We start from the raw sequence: 21,251 nt of genomic DNA on the forward strand, positions 1-21,251 counted from the left end.
CCGGCTGCGGTGCTCACGCCCAGTGTGCGCCGCGCCGGCATGGTCTGCGCCGTGGTGGGCGCCATCGCGTTCAGCGGCAAGGCCATCATCGTCAAGCTGGCCTACCGCCATGGGGTCGATGCCATCACCTTGATCATGTACCGCATGCTGTTTGCGCTGCCGCTGTTTGTCATCATGGCCTGGTGGGCCGGGCGGGGCAAACCGGCGCTGTCGCTGCGCGACTGGCTGGCCGTCATCGCGCTGGGCTTTTGCGGCTACTACCTCTCCAGCTACTTGGATTTTGCCGGGCTGAGCTATATCAGCGCGGGCCTGGAGCGGCTCATCCTCTACCTCAACCCCACCTTGGTGCTGGCGCTGGGCTGGCTGCTCTACCGCAAGGTGGCCAGCGGCCGCCAGCTGCTGGGCCTGGCCATCAGCTATGCCGGCGTGATGCTGGTGTTTGGCATGGAGCTGTACACCCACGGCGCCGGCCAGCAGGTGGGCTGGGGCGCCAGCCTGGTGTTCCTGAGCGCCGTGAGCTATGCCATCTACTTGGTCTACAGCGCACAGTATGTGAAACGCCTGGGCGCCCTGCGCCTGGTGGGCCTGGCCACCAGCTTTGCCTGCCTGTTCTGCATTGCCCAGTTCTTGCTGACCCGGCCGCTGCAGGCCGCGCAGGTGGATGCGGCTGTCATCTGGCTGTCCGTCCTCAATGCCACCTTGTGCACCGCCGTGCCGGTTTTGCTGGTGATGCTGGCCGTTGAGCGCCTGGGCGCCGCCACCGTCGCGCAGACCGGCATGATCGGCCCGCTGTCGACCATCCTGATGGGCGTGTGGCTGCTGGGCGAGCCGCTGACGCCGGTGATGGTGGGCGGCACGGCCTTGGTGCTGACCGGCATCTATGTGTTCACCCACCAGGCCAAAAGACAATAAAGGGCATGTCCAGGCGCCCGAGCGCAACTGCCATTTGTGACATAGCATCGATACCCACAAGGAGATTTGAATATGGATTTTGGAATTGCCAACAAATGGGCTCTGGTCTGCGCGGCCAGCAAGGGCCTGGGCCGTGGTTGCGCGCAGGCGCTGGTCAATGAGGGCGTCAACGTGGTGATCAACGCCCGTGGCGAAGAAGCGCTGAAGGACACCGCGCGCCAGCTCAAGGTGATGGCCGCGATGTGGGCGGCAGCCGCACCCGGCCGCGTGGCACCCCAGGTGATCGCCGTGGCCGCAGACATCACCACCGAAGCCGGTCGTGCTGCGGTGCTGAATGCCCAAGGCGGCCCGGGCCAGCGCTTTGACATTCTGGTGAACAATGCCGGCGGCCCGCCACCTGGCGATTTCCGCGACTGGGACCGTGAGGCCTGGATCAAGGCACTGGACGCCAACATGCTCACCCCCATTGTGCTGATCCAGACCTTGATCGATGGCATGGCCGAGCGCGGTTTTGGCCGCATCGTCAACATCACCTCCAGCTCCGTCAAGGCCCCCATCGATATCCTGGGCCTGTCCAACGGCGCGCGCAGCGGCCTGACCGGCTTTGTCGCCGGCGTCGCACGCAGCCCCATTGCCGGCAAGGGGGTAACCATCAACAACATCCTGCCAGGCAAGTTCGACACCGACCGCATTGCCGCCACGATCTCGGCCACTGCCAGCAAGACCGGCAAGAGCGAAGCCGATATCCGCGAGGCACAGCAAAAGCAGATTCCTGCCGGCCGCTACGGCACCGCCGATGAGTTTGGTGCGATCTGCGCGTTCCTGTGCAGCCAGCAGGCGGCCTATATCACCGGCCAGAACATCCTGCCGGACGGCGGCTCCTACGCGGGCACGTTCTAAGCCGCCGCAAGCCCAAAGCAAAACCGCCCGAGCAATTGCCCGGGCGGTTTTTTTACCTCTGGTGTTTAGCGGCAGCTATCAGGCCTGGTCGTCGTCAAAGAAATCAAAGCCATCGTCGCCGCTGTCATAGCCGGCCACGTCCTGGCTGTCGCCGCTACTGCTGGTGTTGCTGCTGTCCGAATCGGGCATCCAGCGGTTGGCGGCCGAGTCCACATGGTCACGCCCGGCTTGCTGGGCGAGCTGGTCCAGGCCTGCGTTGTCGCCGCTGCTGCTACTGGTGTTGGCCGTGCTGGCGCTGTCTGCAGCCGGGCTGCTGCTGGCCGCATGGCTGGGGTTGGTTGCCGCCTGCACGGGGTTGCTCCAGAGGTGGCTCAGGCCATTGAACAGCAGCATGCCACCGGCCACACCGGCGGCAGAGGCAGCGGCCTGGCCCAAAAAGCCACCCGCTGCCGACCCCGCCGAGGGTTGTGCAGGCATGGGCGCTGGAGCCGGGCTGGCTGCTGCCGGGGCCGCGCCAAACCAGCGCCCCGTGCTGGCCGGGGCTGGCGTATCGCCATAGCCTGCGGGCGCAGCGCTGTTGGGCGGATAGCTGGGGGTATAGCCAGCGGGGCTGCGGCTGGCCAGGTTGGCATCCGGGCTGCGGCCAAAATGCGTGTCCAGCCCGGCACCCAAAAAGCTGGTGCCGCTGCCGCCAGCCGGTTTAGCGGCAGCAGCCCGGGCCTCGACCAGTTGCGCCTGCAACTGCGCCTCTTGCTGCTGGGCCTGTTGCAGCGCCTGCTCCAGCAGCAGGCCGCGCTGGGTCAGCCAATAGAGCGCATCCGGGGTTTGCTGGGCCTGCTGGCGTACCCAGGCTTCTGCCTGGCCGTCCTTGGGCTGGCCATCCAACTGGCGCAGTTGCTGGAAGAGGTTCTCAATCAGGGTCTGTTCTTGCGCGTTCATCTCGGCATCCTCGCAGGTGGTGGTGTCACCGCATATGGGATGCACTGTGCGCTTGCGCAAGGGCGCCAGTGTGAAGCGCGCGTTCTATCCGTAGCAGGTTGTAAACGCCTGGGCCGGCCCGCATCAGGCCCGGCGCGACGAAATCACAATCCCGGCCACCACCAGCACAAAGGCCGCCGCATGGTAGAGCCGGGGCGGCTCGCCCAAAAAGGCGGCCGACAGCACGGCAGCAAACAGCGGCGTGAGGTTGGTAAAAAAGCCCGCCACCGTGGGGCCCACGCGCTGCACGCCCACGCCCCAGCAGCGGTAGGCGACCAGGGCCGGGCCAATGACGATATAGGCAATGGCCCAGAGCAGGGTGCTGTTCATCTGCAGCTGGCTGGCGCCCACGGCCCATTCGCCAGCGGCGAACAGCCCGGACCAGAGCAGGCCAAAGGCCAGCTGGGCCATCAGCAGCAGCGCCCACTGGCTTTTGATGCCGGCCGGATCGGGGGTACGCACCAGCAGCCAGCTGTAGAGCGACCAGCAGGCGGTGGACAGCAGCATGAACAGATCGCCGGGCACCAGGCGCAGCTGGGTCAGCTGCTGCCAGCTGCCGTGGCTTAACACCAGCAGCACGCCGCTGACCGAGAACAGCGCGCCCAGCATCTGCGGGCGCGTGATGCGGGTCTGGAAGAACAGCGCGCCAAAGGCCATCATCCACAGCGGCATGCTGGACGCCACCAGGGTCACATTGATGGGCCCCGAGGTCTTGAGCGCCATGTACTGGAAGGCGTTGTAGCAGCCAATGCCCAGCAGGCCGATGATGGACCAGCGCTTCCACTGCGGCCACAGCGGGCTGCCCCGGCGCAGCAGCGGGTAGGCCAGCGGCAGCATGATCGCAAAGGCCAGCAGCCAGCGCACAAAGTTCAGCAGCATGGGGGAGACCAGCTCGTGCACCAGCCGGCCCACGACGGCATTGCCCGCCCACATCAGCGGGGCGGCGGTCAGCAGCGCCATGGTCGATGGTGTCAGTTTTTGTTGCATCGCGAGACTGTACATCCCCGTGACAGCAGCTGGTGTGAAAGCGTGGCAGCATGGTGACTGACGGCACCAAGCACCTACCCCCGAACCTATCTCAGTTCACACAGGAGAATTCCCATGTCTTTGGCAGTACAGATTGCGCGCAATGGCGGACCCGAGGAGATGAAGCTGGTCGACGTGGATGTCGGCGCGCCCGGCCCCGGCGAGGTGCGCATACGCCACCATGCGATCGGGCTCAATTTCATCGATGTCTACCAGCGCACGGGCCTCTATACCTTGCCGATGCCTTTGAACCTGGGCATGGAGGGCGCCGGCGTCGTCGAGGCCGTGGGGGACGGCGTGCAGCACCTGCAGGTGGGCGACCGCGTGGCCTATGCCAGCAACCCACCGGGCAGCTACAGCGAGGTGCGGGTGATGCCCGCCATCTATGTCTGCCAGCTGCCCGACAGCATTGATTTTGAAACCGGCGCGGCGATGATGCTCAAGGGCCTGACGGCCCAGTACCTGCTGCGCCAGGCCAAGCCGGCAGAAGGCCTGCATGCGGGCGACTTTGTGCTCTTCCACGCCGCAGCCGGTGGGGTAGGGCTGATCGCCTGCCAATGGGCCAAGGCGCTGGGCCTGCGCCTGATTGCGACGGCCGGCTCCGCAGAGAAATGCCAGCTGGCGCTGGCCAACGGCGCCGAGGTGGCCATCAACTACCGCACGGAAAACTTTGCCGAACGCGTCAAGGACATCACCGGCGGCAAGGGCGTCAAAGTGGTCTATGACTCGGTCGGCAAGGACACCTGGGATGGCTCGCTGCAATGCCTGCGCGCCTTTGGCCTGATGGTCTCGTTTGGCAATGCCTCCGGCCCGGTGCCGCCTTTTGCGCCGGCCATCCTGGCGGCCAAGAGCCTCTATGTCACGCGCCAGGGCCTGTTTACCCATCTGCGCTCGCGCGAGGCCTGCCAAGCCATGGCCAATGATTTGTTCGCCGTTGTCGGCTCGGGCCAGGTCAAGATCCATATCGCGCAGCGCTTTGCGCTGTCCGAGGTGCAGGCCGCGCACCGCGCGCTGGAGGCACGCCAAACCACGGGCAGCAGCATCCTGCTGCCCTGATGTTCCCGTAGCCGATGTCCGCATCGGGTTTTGGGCGGGGGCTCGCGGCCCCCAGGCGCAGATGGACTAACATCCATCTGCTTTTATTTTGATAGTGCCCCATGTCCCCTGTTTCTCCCCCGCTGTTCGCGCCCGAGCCGCCCACCTGGCTGGCTGCTGCGCGCAGGGCCATGCAGTCGCCGCCGCGCAAGCCCCGGCTGCCGCTCTGGGTCAACGGCCAGGCAGTTGGCTCCCTGGTCGAGCATTTTCTGATCGACACCGGCATCGCCGGGCGCCTGGGCGGGGATGCACTGCTGTCCAAGCGCGAGCGCTCGGGCACGGCGGTGTGGCTGCTCGAATCACCCACGCAAGACGCGACCGCGCTGATGGGCCGCCTGGCCGATGCGCTGCGCGATGCCGGCCGCAGCGGCCCCTGGCGCAATGAGCAGCTGGCCGTGCAGGCAGTGGATGGCAGCCGCATCGGCACCGTGGAGCGCGGCGCCGTGCGCGTGCTGGGCATCGCCACCTTGGCGGTGCACCTGGTGGGCATCGCACCCGATGGGCGCCTGTGGGTACAGCAGCGCGCGGCCAACAAGGCCAACTACCCGCTGCATTGGGACACCTTGATGGGCGGCATGGTCTCGGCCCAGGACAGTTTGGACCAAGCGCTGGCGCGCGAAACCTGGGAAGAGGCCGGCCTGCACGTCGCTGACTTGCAGGGCTTGCGCCATGGCGGCGTGCTGCGCTTTCGCCAGCCCGACAGCGATGGCGGCGACGACCTGGGCTATATGTACGAAGACATCCACTGGTATGCCGCCACCGTGCCCGAAGGCCAGGTGCCCCGCAACCAGGATGGCGAGGTGGCGCAGTTTGCGCTGTGGCAGGCTGCAGAGGTCCAGCAGCAGCTGGCGCAGGCACGATTCACGCCCGAGGCCGCCTTGGTCTGGGCCGGTTTTGCAGATTGGATGACATGACAGAGACAGTGAACAAGCAGGGCGCCCCGGTGCAGGCACCCAAGCAGGTGGTGGTCGTCGGCGCCGGTGTGGTCGGCGTGGCCACCGCCCTGGCGCTGCAAAGCTATGGCGTGGCCGTCACCTTGATCGACCGGGGCGAGCCCGGCATGGAATGCAGCTACGGCAACTCCGGCGCGATCAGCCCCGGCTCGGTCGCGCCGCTGGCCCTGCCTGGCATCTTGAAGACCGTGCCCGGCATGCTGATGGACCAGGACGGCCCGCTGTCGATTGGCTGGAAACACCTGCCCAAGGCGGCGTCGTGGCTGGTGGCCTTTGCGCAATCGGCCGAGCCCAAGCGCGTGGCCGCTGCGGCCGAGCGCCTCAACGACCTGTACCAGGGCGCCGTCGATGCACATGCCGCGCTGGCGCAAAACCTGGGCGTGTCCGAGCTGTTCATGCGGCGCGGCCATTTGCATCTCTACCCCGATGCCGACTATGCGCAAAAGGATGCCACCGGCTGGCAGCTGCGCGCCAAGTACGGCTACCAGGTCGAGGAGCTGGACCGCGCCGGCATCGAGGCGCTCGAACCCCATGCACCCCAGGGCTATGCCCATGGCCGCTACCTGGCGGACCACGGCACCATCCTGAACCCGCTGCGCTATGTGCAAAGCATGCTGCATGCCTTTGTGCAGCGCGGCGGCAAGCTGGTGCAGGCGGAGGTCAAGGCCATCCGCCCCGATGACAAGGGCTGGGCCGTGCGCACGGGCGATGCCGCGCTCGATGCGCAGCGCTGGCCGCATATTGTGGTGGCCGCTGGCGCCTGGGCGCCGGCACTGCTCAAGCCGCTGGGCATGCTGCTGCCGATCGAATCGCAACGCGGCTACCACGCCCAGTTTGCCGGTGCCCAGCACCTGGTGGAACGCACCGTGGTGCTGGCCGACAAAAAGGTGTTTATCGCACCGATGGAAGGCGGGCTGCGCGTGGGCGGCACGGTCGAGATCGGTGGCCTGACGGCGCCCCCCAACCCGCGCCGCGCAGCGGGCATAGAGCGCATTGCGCGCGAGGCCTTCCCGGCCCTGGCCGGCCTGGACGCCCAGCACTGGATGGGCCACCGCCCCTGCCTGCCGGGCTCCGTGCCGATCGTGGGCCATATCGATGGGATCCAGGGCCTGTGGCTGGCGGTGGGCCATGGCCACTTGGGCCTGACCGGCTCACTGCCGACCGCCCAGCGCATTGCGACTGGCATGTGCGGGCCGCAAGCGCTGCCTTTCTGGCAGCTGCGCACCGCTGGCTAAACCGAGTCGCTAACATAACCCTTGATACTTCGTTCTCAAGCCTTGCCGTACGTCTGTACTGTCTGCGGCTTGATGCCTCGTCTCAACCGCAAACCTTCGGTTTGCTGGATTATGTTAGCGCCTCTTAGCAGCCGCTTGGCTGATCGCAGGCGCGCTCAGCCCATCAGCTGCGCCAGCCTGCGCACCGCCGCCGGTATTGGCGCAATCACCGGCAGATGCAGGCGCTCGGCCAGCGCGATGGCGGCCTGGCCCAGCGGGCCGCCGCCAATGATCACGGCCTGCGCGCCATCCTCGTCCACACAGCGTTGCACGGCCCGCGCCAGTGCTTCCTCCAAGGCCTGGGCATCACCAGCCAGCGCACGTGGGTCGCCTTCTGTCAGGCGGATGCCGGTGTAGAGATGGGTCAAACCCACGGCAGCCACGCGCCCGGCAATCGGCTCCACCAAATCGGGGGTGACGGTGGCCACGCCAAAGCGCCGCCCGCCGCTGGCTGCCTCCAGCATCGAGGCCTCGGCAATGCCGACGACGGGCACGGCGCTCAAGGCCCGCAGCCGCTCCAGCCCCGGGTCACCAAAGGCGCTGATGATGGTGCCGGCGCAATCGCTGGGCGCCTCGCGCCAGCAGTCTTCCACCTCCAGCGCAGCTTGCGCCAGCTCGGTCGCGTTGACGATCATCGACGGGCCCTTGCCGGCGGTGCGGGGCAGAATCTGCCACTGCGCGGGTGCCGAGCGCTGGGCAATAGCGGCCATCATCGTGGTGGTGGCCTCGGAAGCATTGGGGTTGATCAGCAGGATTTTGGGCATGCAGCAAAACTAGGATTGGGCCGTGGCAGGCGTGCCAGCCAGCGGCTCGGCATCGGGGGAGCGGCCATAGGTCTCGGGCACACATTGCACACTGATGATGAAAATCAGGTACATCGCAGCGGCCAGGCCAAACACGCCGCCCAGGCCAAAACCATCAAACAGGCGGCCTGCTACCAGCGGCATCAGCGCACCGGCGGCCGTGCCGGTGGCCAGGATGAAGGCGGTGCCAAAGGCGCGCACACGGGTGGGATACAGCTCGGGCGCATAGATCCAGATGGTGGTGTTGAGCAGCAGCACAAAGAACTGGAAGGTGGCGCCGGCAATCAGCAGCACCACAATGCTCTTGGCGGCAAAGCCAATCGTCAGCGCCGCCAGGCAGGCGCAAATGGCACCGGCCGTCAGCACCCGTTTGCGCGGAAAGTGAAAGCCCAGCGCCGAGGCCGCAATCGCGCCCAACAGGCTGCCGCTTTGCATCACCATCGTGAACAGCAGGCTCTTGGACATGCTGTAACCCAGGCCCACCAGAATCGTCGGCATCAAGGTGAGTACAGAAATCTGCGCGCCATAGGTCATCCAGATGGTGATGCACAGCGGCACGGTGCGGCGGCCCAGCGCACCCCGGAAAATCTCGGTGATGCGCACCTTGATCTTGGTCGCCGTGGTGCTGGCGCCGTCATCGCTGATATAGGGATGGCTGGCTTGCGCGGCGCCCGCCAGCTTGCCTGAGGCCAGGCGCGTCAGCACCGCGTTGGTCTCGGCAATGCGGCCTTGCGACAGCAGAAAGCGCGGTGTCTCGGGGATATAGCGGCGGTAGAACGCGGCCAGCAGCGCCGGCACCATCAGGCAGACAAAGAGCCAGCGCCAGCCGTTGTCGCCGGGGAAGATCCAGAACACCAGCAAACCAAAGGCCGGCGCCAGAAAATTGCCCAGCCCGCCCGCGCCCACATTCACCAGGCCCACTGCTGTGCCCCGGAACTTGGACGAGCAGAACTCCGACAGCATGGTGACCGCAATCGCGATTTCGCCCCCCAGGCCAAAGCCCACCACCGCGCGGCCCAGCGCCATCACCGCCAGATTGGGTGCCATCGCGCAGATGCCCGCACCAATCGTGAACAGCAAGAGGTCCACCGTCAGCATCACGCGGCGGCCATAGCGGTCTGCGATATAGCCCGACACGATCCGGCCAATCGCCGCGCAGGCAAAGGTCACCGAGTTGAGCATGCCGATGTCCGATGCCGTCAGCCCCCATTGCTCCTTGAGCATGGGCCCGATGATGCCGACCGCGTTCTGCTCGAAGCTGTCAAACAGGCAGCCAATCAGGATCAAAAAGATGATCGTGTGGTGCGAGCGGGTCACCCCTATCTTGTCCAGGGCTTGGTCGAGTTCGGCCACCTTGGGAGAGTCGGGTGCAGAGGAAAGTGCAGGTCCACCAGCCATTGAAAGCTCCTTGAGAAGAGTCGTACTTGCTCGAATCGGATCGCTGCGCCAGTGTTGGGCAGTTCATCGAAGTTTGGTATAGGTATTTCACTAATATGGTGCATATGAAATTGAAATTTCATGCGCTGGGCAGGGTTAAGCAAGCAACGTGCCATTCAGGGTGGCATTGGGGGGCAGGGTGGTGGGGGACGTTGAAGCTAGGCCACGGCAGCTGATGCGGCTGCGTAGGTAGCTGTGGCGATAGGGGCTGAGACCAATAGGGAGAGGGCTGAGGGCGCCAGGGCACAAATACTCCATGCGCCAGCGTTGCAGCGGCCGATCTACAAAGTGGAAGTGTTGATGGGACTGGGACGATGTCGCTTGTGGCTGGGCCTAAACGCTCCAAAGCCGAAGTTCAGTTCGTTCAAAAGCAGACATCTGGCCTCGGGCGGGATCGTCTCAATCACTCCTAACCTATAAGGAGGTGTAGGTATGGCACCTTGCGCTGCCAAAATTGAAAATAGTGGATGGCCGCCATTGAAGCAGCGCCGGCTTCATACTGCAGCCTCATCTCCTCTGAGTCACCCGTGCTCAGGGTCATTACTCCGACCGAGTCTTCCTTAAAGGCGCCGAAATCGACAGACTGTATATCCCTTGTTGCGACCTTAATGGTCTGGGTTAAATACTTCCCGGCCACCATGCGTGACGTCAAAATGGACCAGCTCGTTGACGAAATATAGGACGACACGATCGGCAATTCGCCGGGTTCGAGTTGATATTGGTGGGGAATACGAGGGTCAACTCTGGATAGTATTGTGTGGGCCCAAATATCCTGCTTCATGGAGGCCCGCTCGATATAAGCGAGGCAGAGGCGGGCGATCTTGGCATCATCGAAAGTTTGTTTATTGTTGTCTATCATGACCAGTTGAATCCACAGCCGTCAGGCATCTGCAGTCAGTTTCACATCGCTCTCGTTCCTCCCCAGCAGCCAAATTTCACTGCCAATCGGGACACTCTGCTTGGTAGCTGCAGGTAGCGTGCAAAAGAAACTGAGCACTTTCGCTGGTGGCGTCTGGAATGGAATTTGGAAGACAGCGCTGCATTCAAGGTTCTCGCTGTCCGGTCGGACAACGCGAACCTGCTGGTTGGCATCGAATCGATAGGCGGAGGCGGGAAAGCTGGGAGCAATGATGAGGCCGCGCCCAGACACAAGAAACGTATCTTCAACACGGCAGAGCAAGAACTCGGGCATGGATATTCCGGTTTGAAGTGGCAGTCCGATTTGAATCAGATTGTGATCCAAATCCGGTTAGCGATTCCTGGCCCATCTATCATGGTCGCCGACCGACCATTGCAGGCGTTGCCCAACTTTAATCAAGACCCTTGGTTAGTCCTCTGCGTCTCGAACGGGGCGACCCAGGGCAGTCGAGAGTTGAGCACAAAGCTGAGCGACCCATTACTCCCATTCGCGGCTCTCCATTTCTCCCTCAAAAACGATCCCACTGGGCTCGACGGACGCCGTCACATACTTCGCATCACTTTCAGATCCGAAACAATGCGGAAAATCGTCTGATTCAATCCATCCCGGCATGGCTCTGTAGGCGGCCAATACAGCGGCCCACATCTCTTGCGGCTGGTCATATCGGACGTCGAGTGTGATCTGTTGATGCATACGTTTCTTTGGCTTGCGGCCTGCCAGTCGAATGTCGAGTAGGCGGTCGCGAGGGTCCGATAGTGGCTGTCGTCGCCCGACCTTCATCGATCACTGGTTGGGCAGTGGGCCTGCACCGCGCCAGTGCAGCCCAGCCAGCATCAAAACTCCTGGTGCTGCTCATGCTGCTGCTCAATCGCAGCCAGGCGCTTGCGCCCCGGCGCTCCCGCAGCCTCCAGCACCATGGTGGCCAGCAGGTCGCAAACGGCCATCACGGCCACATGGTTGTCCAAGAGGCCTGGGCCATGGCAGTCGCACTGGATGGACCAGGTGGCAGCGGCATAGTCGGGGGAGGCCTGGTCGCTGACCAGCAGCACAGCGGCACCCGCCTTGCTGGCGCTGGCCAGCAGTGCGGCCATCTGGCGGGTCTGGCGGCGCATGCCAAAGACGATGACGCAGTCGTTTTGGCTGAGGCTGGCGGTGTACTCGGCAAGTGTTTCGCCCGGGCCGGGCAGGCTGATGACCTGGGGCACCACCTGGATGATCTGCCAGCGCAGGTACTGCGCAAAGGCATGGCTGCTGCGGCTGCCAAAGATGAGCACCTGGCGCGCGGCGATGATGGCCTGCACGATCTCGCTCAGCTGTGGCTCGCTCAGCTGGTCCAGGGTGTTGATCAGGTTGGCGAGCGACCGCTCGCGGTGCGTGGCCAGCATCTGCCCGCGCTGAAAAGCCTCGGCCGCCGACTGGAACAGCGGTGAGCCGCTTTGCTTGTCCTCGCGCACCTGGCGGCGCGCTTCTTCGTAGTTCTCATAGCCCAGGCGGCGGATAAAGCGGCTTACCGTCGAGGGCGACACCTTCGCCAGCTGGGCCAGCTCATTGCCGGCGTAGCTGGCCAGCTCGCCGGGGAACTCCAGCACAAAGTCGGCCAGTTGCCGCTCGGTGGCGGGCAGTGCCTGCAGGTGCTGGCGCACCCGCTGCAAAAAGGATTCGGTCGCTGGTGGTCGCATCGCAGGGCGGCGGGCCGGGGGGCCTGCGGCTAAAGGGGGATGAGGGGATTCTAGGCCACCCCATCCACCACGGGGGTGCGTCGAGCCGCTTACTCAGCCTTTGCCAGATAGGGCTTGAGCCAGCCCAGGCCATCGCTGGTGGCATGGGGCGCTGCGCCGCGTGCGGGCTTGTACTCGCAGCCAATCCAGCCGTCCCAGCCCAGGCGGTCAAGCAGCGCAAACAGATAGGGGTAGTGCAGCTCACCCACATCGGGCTCGTGGCGCTCGGGCACGCCGGCAATCTGGATATGGCCGACCTGGCCCGTGGGCAGGTACTGGCGGATCTTCATCGCCAGGTCGCCCTCAACGATCTGGCAGTGGTAGAGGTCCATCTGCACCTGCACATTGGCCGCGCCCATCTCTGCGACCAAGGCATGGGCCTGGTCCTGGCGGCTCAGGAAGAAGCCAGGCATATCGCGGCCATTGATGGGTTCCAGCAGAATGCGCACACCCTGCGCCGCTGCCTGCTCGGCCGCATGGCGGATATTGGCAATATAGGTGGCACGCACGGTAGCGGTATCCACGCCCGCAGGCACCAGGCCGGCCATCACATGCAGGCGTGGGCATTGCAGCGCTTGGGCGTAGCGCAGCGCCTGTGCAATGCCGTCGCGGAACTCGGCCTCACGCCCGGGGATGCAGGCGATGCCGCGCTCGCCACGGTCCCAATCGCCCGGCGGCGCATTGAACAACACCTGCTGCAGGCCATGCTGGTGCAGCAAGGCGGCCAGCTGCTCGGGCGCATAGGCGTAGGGGAAGAGGTACTCGACGGCAGTAAAACCATCGCGGGCGGCGGCGGCAAAGCGGTCCAGAAAGTCCAGGTCGTTGTAGAGCATGGACAGGTTGGCGGCAAAACGGGGCATGGGTGATTTCCAAAAAAGGGGGCGGCCGGCAGGCAGAGGGCCAGTGCACAGCAGGCCGTGAGGTGGTTTTACCAGTGGGCGCCAAAGCTCTGGCGCAGCTCGTCAATCTGGGCCTCGCTCAGCGGCGCGGGTGCTTGCTGGCGGCACTGGTTCCAGAGCAGGGCCGTTTCTTCCAGCTCTTCCAGCGCGGCCATGGCGGCAGCCGGGCTCTCATGCCAGACATTGGGGCCCAGGCGCGCCAGCATCACTGCGCGGATCGGCTTGCCGGCGGCTGCGTACTGCGCAATCGCCTCGGCCACGGCCTGCGCCGCATCGGGCGAGCCGGGGCGGTGGTAGGGGATATGCGGCACACGGCCCACCTTCATCACAAAGTAGGGCGTCAACGCCGGCAGCAGCTCGGCGGCGGGCGCCACCCCGGGCACCGCAGTGGCTTGCAGCGAGCAGGCGACCAGCTGGCGGCTGTGGGTGTGGATCACGCAGCCGGCGGGTGTGGGCGTGTTGGCGCTGGCCTCGTAAATGCGCCGGTGCAGCACGATGGTCTTGCTGGCGCGGTCACCGCTCAGTTGCTGGCCTTGCAGATCGAGCTTGGCCAGGCGCTCGGGCTGCAACTGGCCCAGGCTGGCATCGGTGGGCGTGATTAGGTAGCCATCGGCCAGGCGCACGCTGATATTGCCTGCGCTGGCATGCACATAGCCGCGCTGGTACAGCGATGCGCCTACCCGGCAGATCTCGGCGCGGGCGCTGGATTCATCCATAAAGACCATGGTTGTCAGCCTTGCAAGGAGGTGAATGCTTTGGTGAAGAAATCGGTGCTGCCAAAGTTGCCCGATTTGAGCGCGATGTGCAAGCCCTCCGGTGCTGCCGGGCTGGCCGCATGGCACCAGGGCACACCCGGGTCAATCTGGCCACCAATGCGCATCTGTGCAATGCCCAGCGCCTGCACGCAGGCGCCTGATGTTTCGCCACCGGCCACCACCAGCTGGCGCACGCCCAGCTCCACCAGGCCGCGCGCAATCGCGGCCAGGGTTTGCTCGACCAAGGCCCCCGCCTGCTCCACGCCCAGCTGGGCCTGGATGCTGCGCACCGCATCGGGCTCGGCGGTGGAGTAGACCAGCACCGGGCCGCTCGCCAGATGCGGCCGGGCCCAGTCCAGCGCCTCGCGCACGACCGCATCACCAGCGGCCATGCGCAGCGGCGCAATCGCAAGCGCCGGGCGGCCGCTGGCGATAAAGTGCGCCACCTGGGCATTGGTCGCCACCGAGCAGCTGCCCGACACCACTGCTTGCAGCCCACTGGCCGCAGGCAAGGCGGCAGCCTGGTTGCTGGGCTGCAGGCCAAAGTTGGCGGGCAGCGCAATGGCGACGCCCGAGCCGGCGGTCACCAGCGGCAGATCCGCCAGCGCCGGGCCCATGCGCAGCAGGTCATCGTTCGATACCGCATCGACAATCGCAATGCCCACGCCGTCGGCTTTGAGCGCCGCAATGCGGCTGCGGATGGCGTCTGCGCCCTGGGCCACCACGCTGTGGTCGATCAAGCCCACCTTGCGCCGGGTCTGCGACTGCAGCACGCGCACCAGGTTGGGGTCGGTCATGGGGGTCAGCGGGTGGTTCTGCATGCCGCATTCGTTCAGCAGCACATCGCCGGCAAACAGATAGCCCTTGAAGACGGTGCGCTTGTTGTCGGGGAACGCAGGGGTGGCGATGCTGAAGTCGCTGCCCAGCGCATCCATCAAGGCCTCGGTCACCGGGCCGATATTGCCGGTGGGCGTGCTGTCAAAGGTGGAGCAGTACTTGAAATAGATCTGCTGCGCGCCCTGGCCCTGCAGCCAGCGCAGGGCATCGAGCGACTGGGCAATGGCCTGGTCAGCGGGGATGGTGCGCGACTTGAGGGCCACCACCACGGCATCCACCTCGGTATCGAGCGGGCCCGTAGGCACGCCAATGGTCTGCACCACGCGCATGCCGGCGCGCACCAGGTTGTTGGCCAGGTCAGTGGCGCCGGTAAAGTCATCGGCAATGCAGCCCAGCTTCAACGCGGCGCCGCTCATCGCTGGCCTCCGTCATTGGCAGCCTGGGGCAGGGTGATGCCGGGGAAGATCTTGATCACCGCGCTGTCGTCTTCCTTGGCATAGCCGGCTGTGGATGCCTGCATGAACATCTGGTGCGCGGTGGCTGCCAGCGGCAGCGGAAACTTGCTGGCGCGTGCCGTATCCAGCACCAGACCCAGGTCCTTCACAAAGATATCGACGGCCGACAGTGGTGTGTAGTCGCCCGCCAGCACATGGGCCATGCGGTTTTCAAACATCCAGCTGTTGCCGGCGCTGTGGGTGATGACCTCGTAGATAGCAGCAGCGTCCACGCCTTCACGCAGGCCCAAGGCCATGGCCTCGGCCGCTGCGGCAATGTGGACCCCTGCCAGCAGCTGGTTGATGATCTTGACCTTGCTGCCCGCGCCGGCCTTGTCGCCCAGGCGGTAGACCTTGCCGGCCATCGCATCGAGCACATCGCCCGCGGCCGCATACGCCGCTGGCGTGGCCGAGGTCATCATCGTCATCTGGCCGGCCGCTGCCTTGGCCGCGCCACCGGAGATCGGGCCATCGACATACAGCACACCGCTCTGGGCCAGGCGCGCCTCCAGCGCGATAGACCAGTTCGGGTCCACGGTGGAGCACATCACAAAGGTGCTGCCGGGGCGCATCGCTGCAGCGGCGCCATGCTCGCCAAACAGCACGGCCTCGGTCTGCGCAGCGTTGACGACGACCGACACCACCACCTCTACCTGGGCCGCGAGCTCGGCCGGGTGGGCACAGGCCACACCGCCAGCGCTGGCAAAGTCGGCCGCCGCCCCCGGGCGCACATCACAGACATGGACCTGGTAGCCCCGGTTGCGCAAGGTTTGGGCAATGCCCAGGCCCATGGCGCCCAGGCCGATGACGCCTACCTTGGCGCCTTGCTGTTGTGTAGTCATTGGAGATGCTCCCGTGAATCAGAGATAGAGAATGCCCGGCCGGGGGCCGGCGCACAAGAATGCAAGTGACAAATTGGTTCGCGACAAATCAGGCAGCGGATCAGGCCACCAGCGCCCAGACCAGGCAGGTCAGCGCAAAGCCAGCGACGCCCAGCACGGTGGTCAGCACCGTCCAGCTGCGCAGGCCATCGGCCACGCTCAGGCCCAGGTAGCGGGTCACAATCCAGAAGCCCGAGTCATTGACATGCGACAGCCCCAGGCCGCCAAAGCCGATGGCGACGGTCAGCACGGCGACCTGCACGGCGCTGTAGCCGCCGCTGTGGATGCTTTCGGCCAGCAGGCCGCAGGTGGTGAGAATGGCCACCGTGGCCGAGCCCTGCGCGGCGCGCAGCGCCAGCGAGATGATGAAACCCAGCAAAATCAATGGCAGCCCCGTGCCCGCCAGCGCCTGCGACAGCGCCGTGCCAATGCCGCTCACCGTCAGCACCTTGGCAAACACGCCACCGGCGCCCGTCACCAAAATCACCGTGGCCGCTGCTGGCAGTGCCGATTCCATCACGTCATTGGTGCGCTTGCGCGTCCAGCCCAGCGGGCGCACCAGCAGTACAAAGGCCAGGCCAATCGCTACCATCAGCGCAAACACCGGGGCGCCGGTAAAGGCCAGAAAATCACGCAGCGCGTCGCCCTTGGGCAGCATGGTCGCGGCAGTCGTGCCCAGCATGATGAGGGCCAGCGGCGCCAGGATCAGGGTCAATACCGCGCCCACGCCGGGCAGCTTGGCGGCAGGCGCATCGGCTGCATCACCGCTGCCAAAGTTGCGGAACTGCGCCTCGGCTTCCGGCTGCATCGCGTAGTGGCGGCGGTTCAGCAGGCGGCCCACCCACTGGGCGACAAAGGCCAGCGGAATGCAGATGCCCAAGCCAATCAGTGTGATCCAGCCGACATCGGCCGACAGTACCGCAGCGCCGCCCACAATGCCCGGGTGCGGTGGCACCACCACATGGGTGGCCAGCATGATGCCAGCCACCGGCAGCCCGTACTTGATGGGGCTGACGCCACCCGCCTTGCAAAAGCCATAGATGATGGGGATCAGGATGATGAAGCCCACATCAAAGAACACCGGGATCGACAGCACCAGCGCGGCGGCCGTCAGTGCCGCTGGCACCCGCTTGGGGCCCAGCAGTTGGCTAAAGCGCTGTGCCAAGGTATTGGCTCCGCCGGATACCTCAATCATGCGGCCCAGCATCGCCCCCAGTGCCACCAGGATCGCGACTGATCCCAAGGTGCCACCCATGCCTGCTATCAAGGTCGGAATGATCTCAGCGAGCGGTATGCCGGTTGCCAGCGCCACCAGCAGGCTCACCAGCATCAGCGCCACAAAGGCATGGACTTCAAATCGGATGATGAGCAGCAACAGCGCAGCAATGCTGGCGCCCGCAATGCTCAGAAGGGCAATGGTCGTCATAGGAAGGACTTGTCTCGTTGACTCGTTAGAAGAACTCCTGAGACCCTAAAACCTCGGGAGACTGGTATGGTTATCATACAAATTTTGCCGGATCATAGCATTGCCTTGCTGCGGCTTTGCGCGGTACTTTCCCGAGGCGGTGCAGGGTTTTTTATTGGCCCGGGCAAGACCAGTGGACGGGCGCGAATCGGCCAGTGCTTGCTGGATATGGATGCAAAAAAGGCGCTGCAGCTTTCACTACAGCGCCTGGTGGCGGGACATCAAGGGGCCGCCAGCGGCCCCCTAAAACTGGCCATCAAGCCAAGGTCCGCACCTTAGGCTCGCGGTCCCAAAAGCGCGTCTTCGCGCCCTTGATAAAGCCGGCCACATCCTTGGGCTCAAACACGCCTTCATCGGGCTTTACCCCAGCGGCATCCAGGATCAAATGCGTGGCCTTGCAAGCAGCAATCGCCTTCAGGTGCCCAAAGGCATCGCGGAACCAGTCTTGCGCCGCGCCATCCTTGGACAGCATCTCGCCCGATGCCATCGGGATCACAGAGGCAACCGCATCAAACTGTGCCGATGGCGCGCCGGCCAGTTGGGCATCTGCGGCGATGTGCTTGCCATCGCTCAAGGTCGCGCCGCCAATCTTGGGGGCGATGATCTTGACCATGGCCTTCTCGGCCAGGATGGCTTTTTGCAGCGCGGCCACGTTCTCGGCGTTGGAGCCGTCGTCCACCAGGATGGCGACGCAGCGGCCTTCCAGGGTCGGCTTCATGCGGTCGATGATGCGCAGCGCAGGGCTGGGTGGCAGGTCTTGCACAGGCACCGCTGGCTTGGCAGGCTTGGGCAGGGTCGCCAGGCCCAGGCCCTTGGCCACGCGCTTGCCCAGGTCGTTGTCAATCACCAGCAGGTGGGCAACCACGGCTTCACGCACATGGGGGGTCTGCACCTTGGACAGCTCAAACACCAGGGCGCTGGCGATATGGGCTTGCTCCAGCGCGCTCTGGCTGGTGTAGAACAGGCGCGCCTGGCTGTAGTGGTCGGCAAAGCTTTCAGGGCGGATGCGGCTCTTGGCATCGGCCTCCGAAGGCTGCGCAAACGAGCGGAAGCCCTGGGCGCGCGATTCGCGGGGTGAGTTCGGGTCCAGGCTCGATGGCTCATACGCCACACGCCCCTTGGACACCTGGGTTTGCATATGGCCATCGCGCTGGGTATGCGCAAACGGGCACTTGGGCGCATTCACGGGGATCTGCGTAAAGTTGGGCCCGCCCAGGCGCGACAGCTGCGTGTCCAGGTACGAGAACAAGCGGCCTTGCAGCAGCGGATCGTTGGAGAAATCAATGCCTGGCGGCACATTGGCCGGGCAGAAGGCGACCTGCTCGGTCTCGGCAAAGAAGTTGTCCGGCCAGCGGTCCAAGGTGAAGCTGCCAATCTTCTTGAGCGGAATCACCTCTTCCGGAATGATCTTGGTTGGGTCCAGATGGTCATAGGGCAGGGCATCGGCCTCTTCCTGCGTGAACAGCTGCACCAACAGATCCCAGGCAGGCGCATGGCCGGCTTCAATCGCCTCGAACAGGTCACGGCGGTGGTAGTCGTTGTCGGCAGACTGCAGCTTGGCGGCCTCGTCCCAGACGGTGGACTGGATGCCCAGCTGGGGCCGCCAGTGGAATTTCACAAAGGTGCTCTCGCCCTTGTCGTTGATGAGGCGAAAGCTGTGCACGCCAAAGCCTTCAATGGTGCGCAGGCTGCGCGGGATGGCGCGGTCGCTCATCGCCCACATGATCATGTGCATCGACTCGGGCATCAGCGAGATGAAATCCCAGAAGGTGTCATGCGCAGAAGCTGCCTGCGGAAAGCCCCGGTCCGGCTCCATCTTGACGGCATGCACCAGGTCGGGGAACTTCATCGCATCCTGGATAAAGAACACCGGAATATTGTTGCCCACCAGGTCCCAGTTGCCTTCGTCGGTATAGAGCTTGATCGCAAAGCCGCGTACATCACGCGGCGTATCGACTGAGCCTGCGCCGCCCGCCACGGTGGACATGCGCACAAAGATCGGCACCTTCTTGCCCACTTCGGTCAGCACCTTCGCCGTTGTGTACTTCTTCAGCGAATCGCTCAGCTCAAAGTAGCCATGCGCTGCCGTGCCGCGTGCATGCACGATGCGCTCTGGAATGCGCTCATGGTCAAAGTGCGTGATCTTCTCACGCAGCACAAAGTCTTCGAGCAGGGTGGGGCCCCGGTTGAAGGCGCGCAGCGAGTTCTGGTTGTCCGATACCGGAATGCCTTGCTGCGTCGTCATCACTGGGTGGCCGTCACCGGCCTGCTCATGGAGCTCGCCTGCGTTGCCTTGGGTCTTTGCTGCGGACGAGGTCGATTTGCGAGTGGTCATCGTGGATCTCCGTGGGTTTGGCGTTGTGGTCAGCCGGTGGGCTGGAACCACCAAGGATGACAGTTGCACCACGCCGCGCTTGTAGGCGTTTGGAGGGCTTGGCTGTATGCGTAGGCTGAGGTGGCGGCCTGTTTTCTCCGATGCCGCAGGCGAGCGCAAAAAGGCCGCTCATCGAGCGGCCTGGGTGCTTGGGGCGCTATCTTCTTAATGGAAGAAGATGGCAATCAAAATGATGATCGGGATTGGCACGCCAATCAGCCAAAGCAGGATGGATCGCATGGTGTTTCCTTTCTAGGTCTGCCCACAGGCAAAGGTGGTGTTCAGGTGGAATCGATGGTCAGTTAAGCGTCGCGCTGGCGGCCGCCAAAGGTGGCAGACAGGCTGCCCACAAAGGCACCAATCAGCAGCACCACAAACATCCACAGCAGCGAGTAGGCGGTAGCCTTGCGGGCTTGCTCGGCCGTTTGCTTGGCCTTGGCTTCGGCGTCTTGCGCAGCTTGCTTGGCCTTGTCGATCTGTTGCTTGACCTGGTCGTAGGTGGCTTGCACCTTCTTCTCGGACTCTTCCTGGCCCATGTCGGTGCGCTGTGCCACCAGGCGGCCCAGGTACTGGCGGTCGTCGTTGGACAGCGAGCCAGCTTGCAGCGAATGCACAAACACGGTGCTCATCTCGCTGGCATCCTCGGCGGCGGAGCGGGCCTTTTGGGCAACGTTCTGCGCGCCGTCCTTCATGTCCTGCTTTTGCTGCTCAGTCGGGCCACCTTGGCGCAGCAGGCTGTTGATCCAGTAGTTCAGGTCCGAACCTGGCTCATTGGCCTTGCCAGCGGTCACGCCAGCAGCACCGGTCAGTGCGGCAGAGGCGGCACCACCGATCACACCGGTGGCACCACTGGCTGCACCGCCCACCACTTGGGCGGCGCCGCTCACCACCGCACCGGCGGCCTTGGCCGTGCCGGAGATCGCAGCTCCTGCCACCGAGCCGGCTACTGCCACCATCAGCATCGTCGCCAGCGCCCAGGACAGAAAGCCATGGGCGGTGTCGCGGAAGTACACCTCATCGGTGTGCACGCCCTGCCACTTGGTGCGCAGGCGGCCAGCGATATAGCCACCCACACCGGCAGAGGCCAGCTGCGTAAATGCCAGCCAGGCGACCGCGCCCCAGCCAATGGTTTCGCCATCGGCCCCACGGCCCGACCAGACCGAGACCGACGACAGGCCCAGGCCAATGCCCAGCATGAACAGCAGTAGCGACAGCACCGCTGCTGCCAATGCGCCCGCAAAAATGGCGGCCCAGGAGACCGCACTTTCGCTGCTGCCCGCTAATGCGCGCGGTACTGCGCCGGTGACGACGCGCTCTTCCTCTATGTAGGTGGTGACCATGGCTATTCCTTGTTAGATGACGCCTTTATTCTGCTTTTGGCCCCCAAAAAGTTTGTAGTCCAAACGCGGGCCAGACCGTGCGCGCTTCGCTGTTAGCGCCATCAGCCAATCTGCGCAAAGGCACGCCAGGCTTGGTTTTTGGCGTTGTGGCAGCAGGAATGCAGTGACCGTCTGAGACAGGGAGAGCGCAA

At 64.6% G+C, this 21,251-nt stretch carries 21 protein-coding genes; 6 read left to right on the forward strand and 15 right to left on the reverse strand.

Features of this window, described 5'->3' with window-relative positions; genetic code table 11:
* The first annotated feature begins 39 nt into the window (after positions 1–39).
* Both WH265_RS12930 and WH265_RS12935 read left to right on the forward strand, forming a co-directional pair.
* Positions 40–912: a DMT family transporter gene (locus WH265_RS12930; RefSeq protein WP_312989649.1), complete on the forward strand. Its 873-nt coding sequence runs from the start codon at positions 40–42 to the stop codon at positions 910–912.
* A 72-nt stretch (positions 913–984) separates the two neighbouring features.
* The gene (locus WH265_RS12935) at positions 985–1,812 is read left to right on the forward strand and encodes an SDR family oxidoreductase (RefSeq protein WP_312989645.1); all 828 of its coding nucleotides are present in this window, start codon (positions 985–987) and stop codon (positions 1,810–1,812) included.
* A 78-nt stretch (positions 1,813–1,890) separates the two neighbouring features.
* Here WH265_RS12935 and WH265_RS12940 read toward each other — a convergent pair whose 3' ends face one another.
* Positions 1,891–2,751, reverse strand: coding sequence for a DUF2076 family protein (locus tag WH265_RS12940; RefSeq protein WP_339558538.1), 861 nt, complete (start codon positions 2,749–2,751; stop codon positions 1,891–1,893).
* Positions 2,752–2,874: 123 nt separating this feature from the next.
* Complete coding sequence (locus WH265_RS12945) at positions 2,875–3,777, reverse strand: DMT family transporter (RefSeq protein WP_339558539.1); 903 nt, start codon at positions 3,775–3,777, stop codon at positions 2,875–2,877.
* Between the two features lie 114 nt (positions 3,778–3,891).
* On the opposite strand from WH265_RS12945, the gene WH265_RS12950 reads away from it, so the two are divergent.
* From WH265_RS12950 to WH265_RS12960, 3 genes are all read left to right on the forward strand, one after another.
* Complete coding sequence (locus tag WH265_RS12950) at positions 3,892–4,872, forward strand: quinone oxidoreductase family protein (RefSeq protein ID WP_339558540.1); 981 nt, start codon at positions 3,892–3,894, stop codon at positions 4,870–4,872.
* A gap of 101 nt (positions 4,873–4,973) precedes the next feature.
* Positions 4,974–5,825, forward strand: a complete 852-nt coding sequence (locus WH265_RS12955; RefSeq protein ID WP_339558541.1) for an NUDIX hydrolase — start codon at positions 4,974–4,976, stop codon at positions 5,823–5,825.
* Positions 5,822–7,099: an NAD(P)/FAD-dependent oxidoreductase gene (locus tag WH265_RS12960; RefSeq protein ID WP_339558542.1), complete on the forward strand. Its 1,278-nt coding sequence runs from the start codon at positions 5,822–5,824 to the stop codon at positions 7,097–7,099. Before WH265_RS12955 ends, WH265_RS12960 begins: the two co-directional genes overlap by 4 nt.
* A 155-nt stretch (positions 7,100–7,254) precedes the next feature.
* Here WH265_RS12960 and WH265_RS12965 read toward each other — a convergent pair whose 3' ends face one another.
* The 11 genes from WH265_RS12965 to WH265_RS13015 form a co-directional block, all read right to left on the reverse strand.
* Positions 7,255–7,902 carry an aspartate/glutamate racemase family protein gene (locus tag WH265_RS12965; RefSeq protein WP_339558543.1) on the reverse strand — a complete coding sequence of 216 codons (648 nt, stop codon included), beginning with the start codon at positions 7,900–7,902 and terminating at the stop codon, positions 7,255–7,257.
* Between the two features lie 9 nt (positions 7,903–7,911).
* The gene (locus tag WH265_RS12970; RefSeq protein ID WP_339558544.1) at positions 7,912–9,339 is read right to left on the reverse strand and encodes an MFS transporter; all 1,428 of its coding nucleotides are present in this window, start codon (positions 9,337–9,339) and stop codon (positions 7,912–7,914) included.
* Between the two features lie 448 nt (positions 9,340–9,787).
* Positions 9,788–10,237 carry a hypothetical protein gene (locus WH265_RS12975; RefSeq protein WP_339558545.1) on the reverse strand — a complete coding sequence of 150 codons (450 nt, stop codon included), beginning with the start codon at positions 10,235–10,237 and terminating at the stop codon, positions 9,788–9,790.
* A gap of 21 nt (positions 10,238–10,258) precedes the next feature.
* Positions 10,259–10,570: a hypothetical protein gene (locus WH265_RS12980; RefSeq protein WP_339558546.1), complete on the reverse strand. Its 312-nt coding sequence runs from the start codon at positions 10,568–10,570 to the stop codon at positions 10,259–10,261.
* Positions 10,571–10,774: 204 nt separating this feature from the next.
* Positions 10,775–10,990 (reverse strand): hypothetical protein, encoded by a 216-nt coding sequence (locus WH265_RS12985; RefSeq protein WP_339558547.1) that lies wholly within the window; start codon positions 10,988–10,990, stop codon positions 10,775–10,777.
* A gap of 140 nt (positions 10,991–11,130) precedes the next feature.
* A complete protein-coding gene (locus WH265_RS12990; protein ID WP_339558548.1) occupies positions 11,131–11,976 on the reverse strand; it encodes a MurR/RpiR family transcriptional regulator in 846 nt (281 codons plus the stop codon).
* Between the two features lie 89 nt (positions 11,977–12,065).
* Positions 12,066–12,875, reverse strand: a complete 810-nt coding sequence (gene otnI, locus WH265_RS12995; protein ID WP_339558549.1) for a 2-oxo-tetronate isomerase — start codon at positions 12,873–12,875, stop codon at positions 12,066–12,068.
* Positions 12,876–12,943: 68 nt separating this feature from the next.
* Positions 12,944–13,630 (reverse strand): class II aldolase/adducin family protein, encoded by a 687-nt coding sequence (locus WH265_RS13000; protein WP_339558738.1) that lies wholly within the window; start codon positions 13,628–13,630, stop codon positions 12,944–12,946.
* 14 nt (positions 13,631–13,644) lie between these two features.
* The gene (gene otnK, locus WH265_RS13005; protein ID WP_339558550.1) at positions 13,645–14,922 is read right to left on the reverse strand and encodes a 3-oxo-tetronate kinase; all 1,278 of its coding nucleotides are present in this window, start codon (positions 14,920–14,922) and stop codon (positions 13,645–13,647) included.
* Positions 14,919–15,842 carry an L-threonate dehydrogenase gene (gene ltnD, locus WH265_RS13010; protein WP_339558551.1) on the reverse strand — a complete coding sequence of 308 codons (924 nt, stop codon included), beginning with the start codon at positions 15,840–15,842 and terminating at the stop codon, positions 14,919–14,921. The genes otnK and ltnD overlap by 4 nt, the downstream gene beginning before the upstream one ends.
* Positions 15,843–15,942: 100 nt before the next feature.
* Positions 15,943–17,307: a GntP family transporter gene (locus tag WH265_RS13015; protein WP_339558552.1), complete on the reverse strand. Its 1,365-nt coding sequence runs from the start codon at positions 17,305–17,307 to the stop codon at positions 15,943–15,945.
* A gap of 66 nt (positions 17,308–17,373) precedes the next feature.
* Here WH265_RS13015 and WH265_RS13020 point away from each other — a divergent pair, with 66 nt between their 5' ends.
* Positions 17,374–17,625: a hypothetical protein gene (locus WH265_RS13020; RefSeq protein ID WP_339558553.1), complete on the forward strand. Its 252-nt coding sequence runs from the start codon at positions 17,374–17,376 to the stop codon at positions 17,623–17,625.
* Here the strand turns inward: WH265_RS13020 and WH265_RS13025 are convergent.
* Both WH265_RS13025 and WH265_RS13030 read right to left on the reverse strand, forming a co-directional pair.
* Positions 17,603–19,681, reverse strand: a complete 2,079-nt coding sequence (locus WH265_RS13025; RefSeq protein ID WP_339558554.1) for a catalase — start codon at positions 19,679–19,681, stop codon at positions 17,603–17,605. The genes WH265_RS13020 and WH265_RS13025 overlap by 23 nt on opposite strands.
* Positions 19,682–20,022: 341 nt before the next feature.
* Positions 20,023–21,060, reverse strand: coding sequence for a hypothetical protein (locus tag WH265_RS13030; RefSeq protein ID WP_339558555.1), 1,038 nt, complete (start codon positions 21,058–21,060; stop codon positions 20,023–20,025).
* Positions 21,061–21,251 lie beyond the last annotated feature (191 nt).

The organism is Comamonas sp. MYb396 (assembly GCF_037479555.1).
In the GTDB taxonomy this organism is placed as follows: Bacteria; Pseudomonadota; Gammaproteobacteria; order Burkholderiales; family Burkholderiaceae_C; genus Comamonas.

What these genes read in the sequence shown, in the direction of transcription:
- WH265_RS12975 (WP_339558545.1), bottom strand. Translation starts at nt 10,237, where the DNA reads ATGATAGACAACAATAAACAAACTTTCGATGATGCCAAGATCGCCCGC.
- WH265_RS13025 (WP_339558554.1), bottom strand. Translation starts at nt 19,681, where the DNA reads ATGACCACTCGCAAATCGACCTCGTCCGCAGCAAAGACCCAAGGCAAC.
- WH265_RS12990 (WP_339558548.1), bottom strand. Translation starts at nt 11,976, where the DNA reads ATGCGACCACCAGCGACCGAATCCTTTTTGCAGCGGGTGCGCCAGCAC.
- WH265_RS12985 (WP_339558547.1), bottom strand. Translation starts at nt 10,990, where the DNA reads ATGCATCAACAGATCACACTCGACGTCCGATATGACCAGCCGCAAGAG.
- WH265_RS12935 (WP_312989645.1), top strand. Translation starts at nt 985, where the DNA reads ATGGATTTTGGAATTGCCAACAAATGGGCTCTGGTCTGCGCGGCCAGC.
- WH265_RS12945 (WP_339558539.1), bottom strand. Translation starts at nt 3,777, where the DNA reads ATGCAACAAAAACTGACACCATCGACCATGGCGCTGCTGACCGCCGCC.
- WH265_RS12950 (WP_339558540.1), top strand. Translation starts at nt 3,892, where the DNA reads ATGTCTTTGGCAGTACAGATTGCGCGCAATGGCGGACCCGAGGAGATG.
- WH265_RS12970 (WP_339558544.1), bottom strand. Translation starts at nt 9,339, where the DNA reads ATGGCTGGTGGACCTGCACTTTCCTCTGCACCCGACTCTCCCAAGGTG.
- ltnD (WP_339558551.1), bottom strand. Translation starts at nt 15,842, where the DNA reads ATGACTACACAACAGCAAGGCGCCAAGGTAGGCGTCATCGGCCTGGGC.
- WH265_RS12955 (WP_339558541.1), top strand. Translation starts at nt 4,974, where the DNA reads ATGTCCCCTGTTTCTCCCCCGCTGTTCGCGCCCGAGCCGCCCACCTGG.
- WH265_RS13030 (WP_339558555.1), bottom strand. Translation starts at nt 21,060, where the DNA reads ATGGTCACCACCTACATAGAGGAAGAGCGCGTCGTCACCGGCGCAGTA.
- WH265_RS12940 (WP_339558538.1), bottom strand. Translation starts at nt 2,751, where the DNA reads ATGAACGCGCAAGAACAGACCCTGATTGAGAACCTCTTCCAGCAACTG.
- otnI (WP_339558549.1), bottom strand. Translation starts at nt 12,875, where the DNA reads ATGCCCCGTTTTGCCGCCAACCTGTCCATGCTCTACAACGACCTGGAC.
- WH265_RS12965 (WP_339558543.1), bottom strand. Translation starts at nt 7,902, where the DNA reads ATGCCCAAAATCCTGCTGATCAACCCCAATGCTTCCGAGGCCACCACC.
- WH265_RS13000 (WP_339558738.1), bottom strand. Translation starts at nt 13,630, where the DNA reads ATGGATGAATCCAGCGCCCGCGCCGAGATCTGCCGGGTAGGCGCATCG.
- WH265_RS12960 (WP_339558542.1), top strand. Translation starts at nt 5,822, where the DNA reads ATGACAGAGACAGTGAACAAGCAGGGCGCCCCGGTGCAGGCACCCAAG.
- WH265_RS13020 (WP_339558553.1), top strand. Translation starts at nt 17,374, where the DNA reads ATGGTTATCATACAAATTTTGCCGGATCATAGCATTGCCTTGCTGCGG.
- WH265_RS12930 (WP_312989649.1), top strand. Translation starts at nt 40, where the DNA reads ATGGTCTGCGCCGTGGTGGGCGCCATCGCGTTCAGCGGCAAGGCCATC.
- WH265_RS13015 (WP_339558552.1), bottom strand. Translation starts at nt 17,307, where the DNA reads ATGACGACCATTGCCCTTCTGAGCATTGCGGGCGCCAGCATTGCTGCG.
- WH265_RS12980 (WP_339558546.1), bottom strand. Translation starts at nt 10,570, where the DNA reads ATGCCCGAGTTCTTGCTCTGCCGTGTTGAAGATACGTTTCTTGTGTCT.
- otnK (WP_339558550.1), bottom strand. Translation starts at nt 14,922, where the DNA reads ATGAGCGGCGCCGCGTTGAAGCTGGGCTGCATTGCCGATGACTTTACC.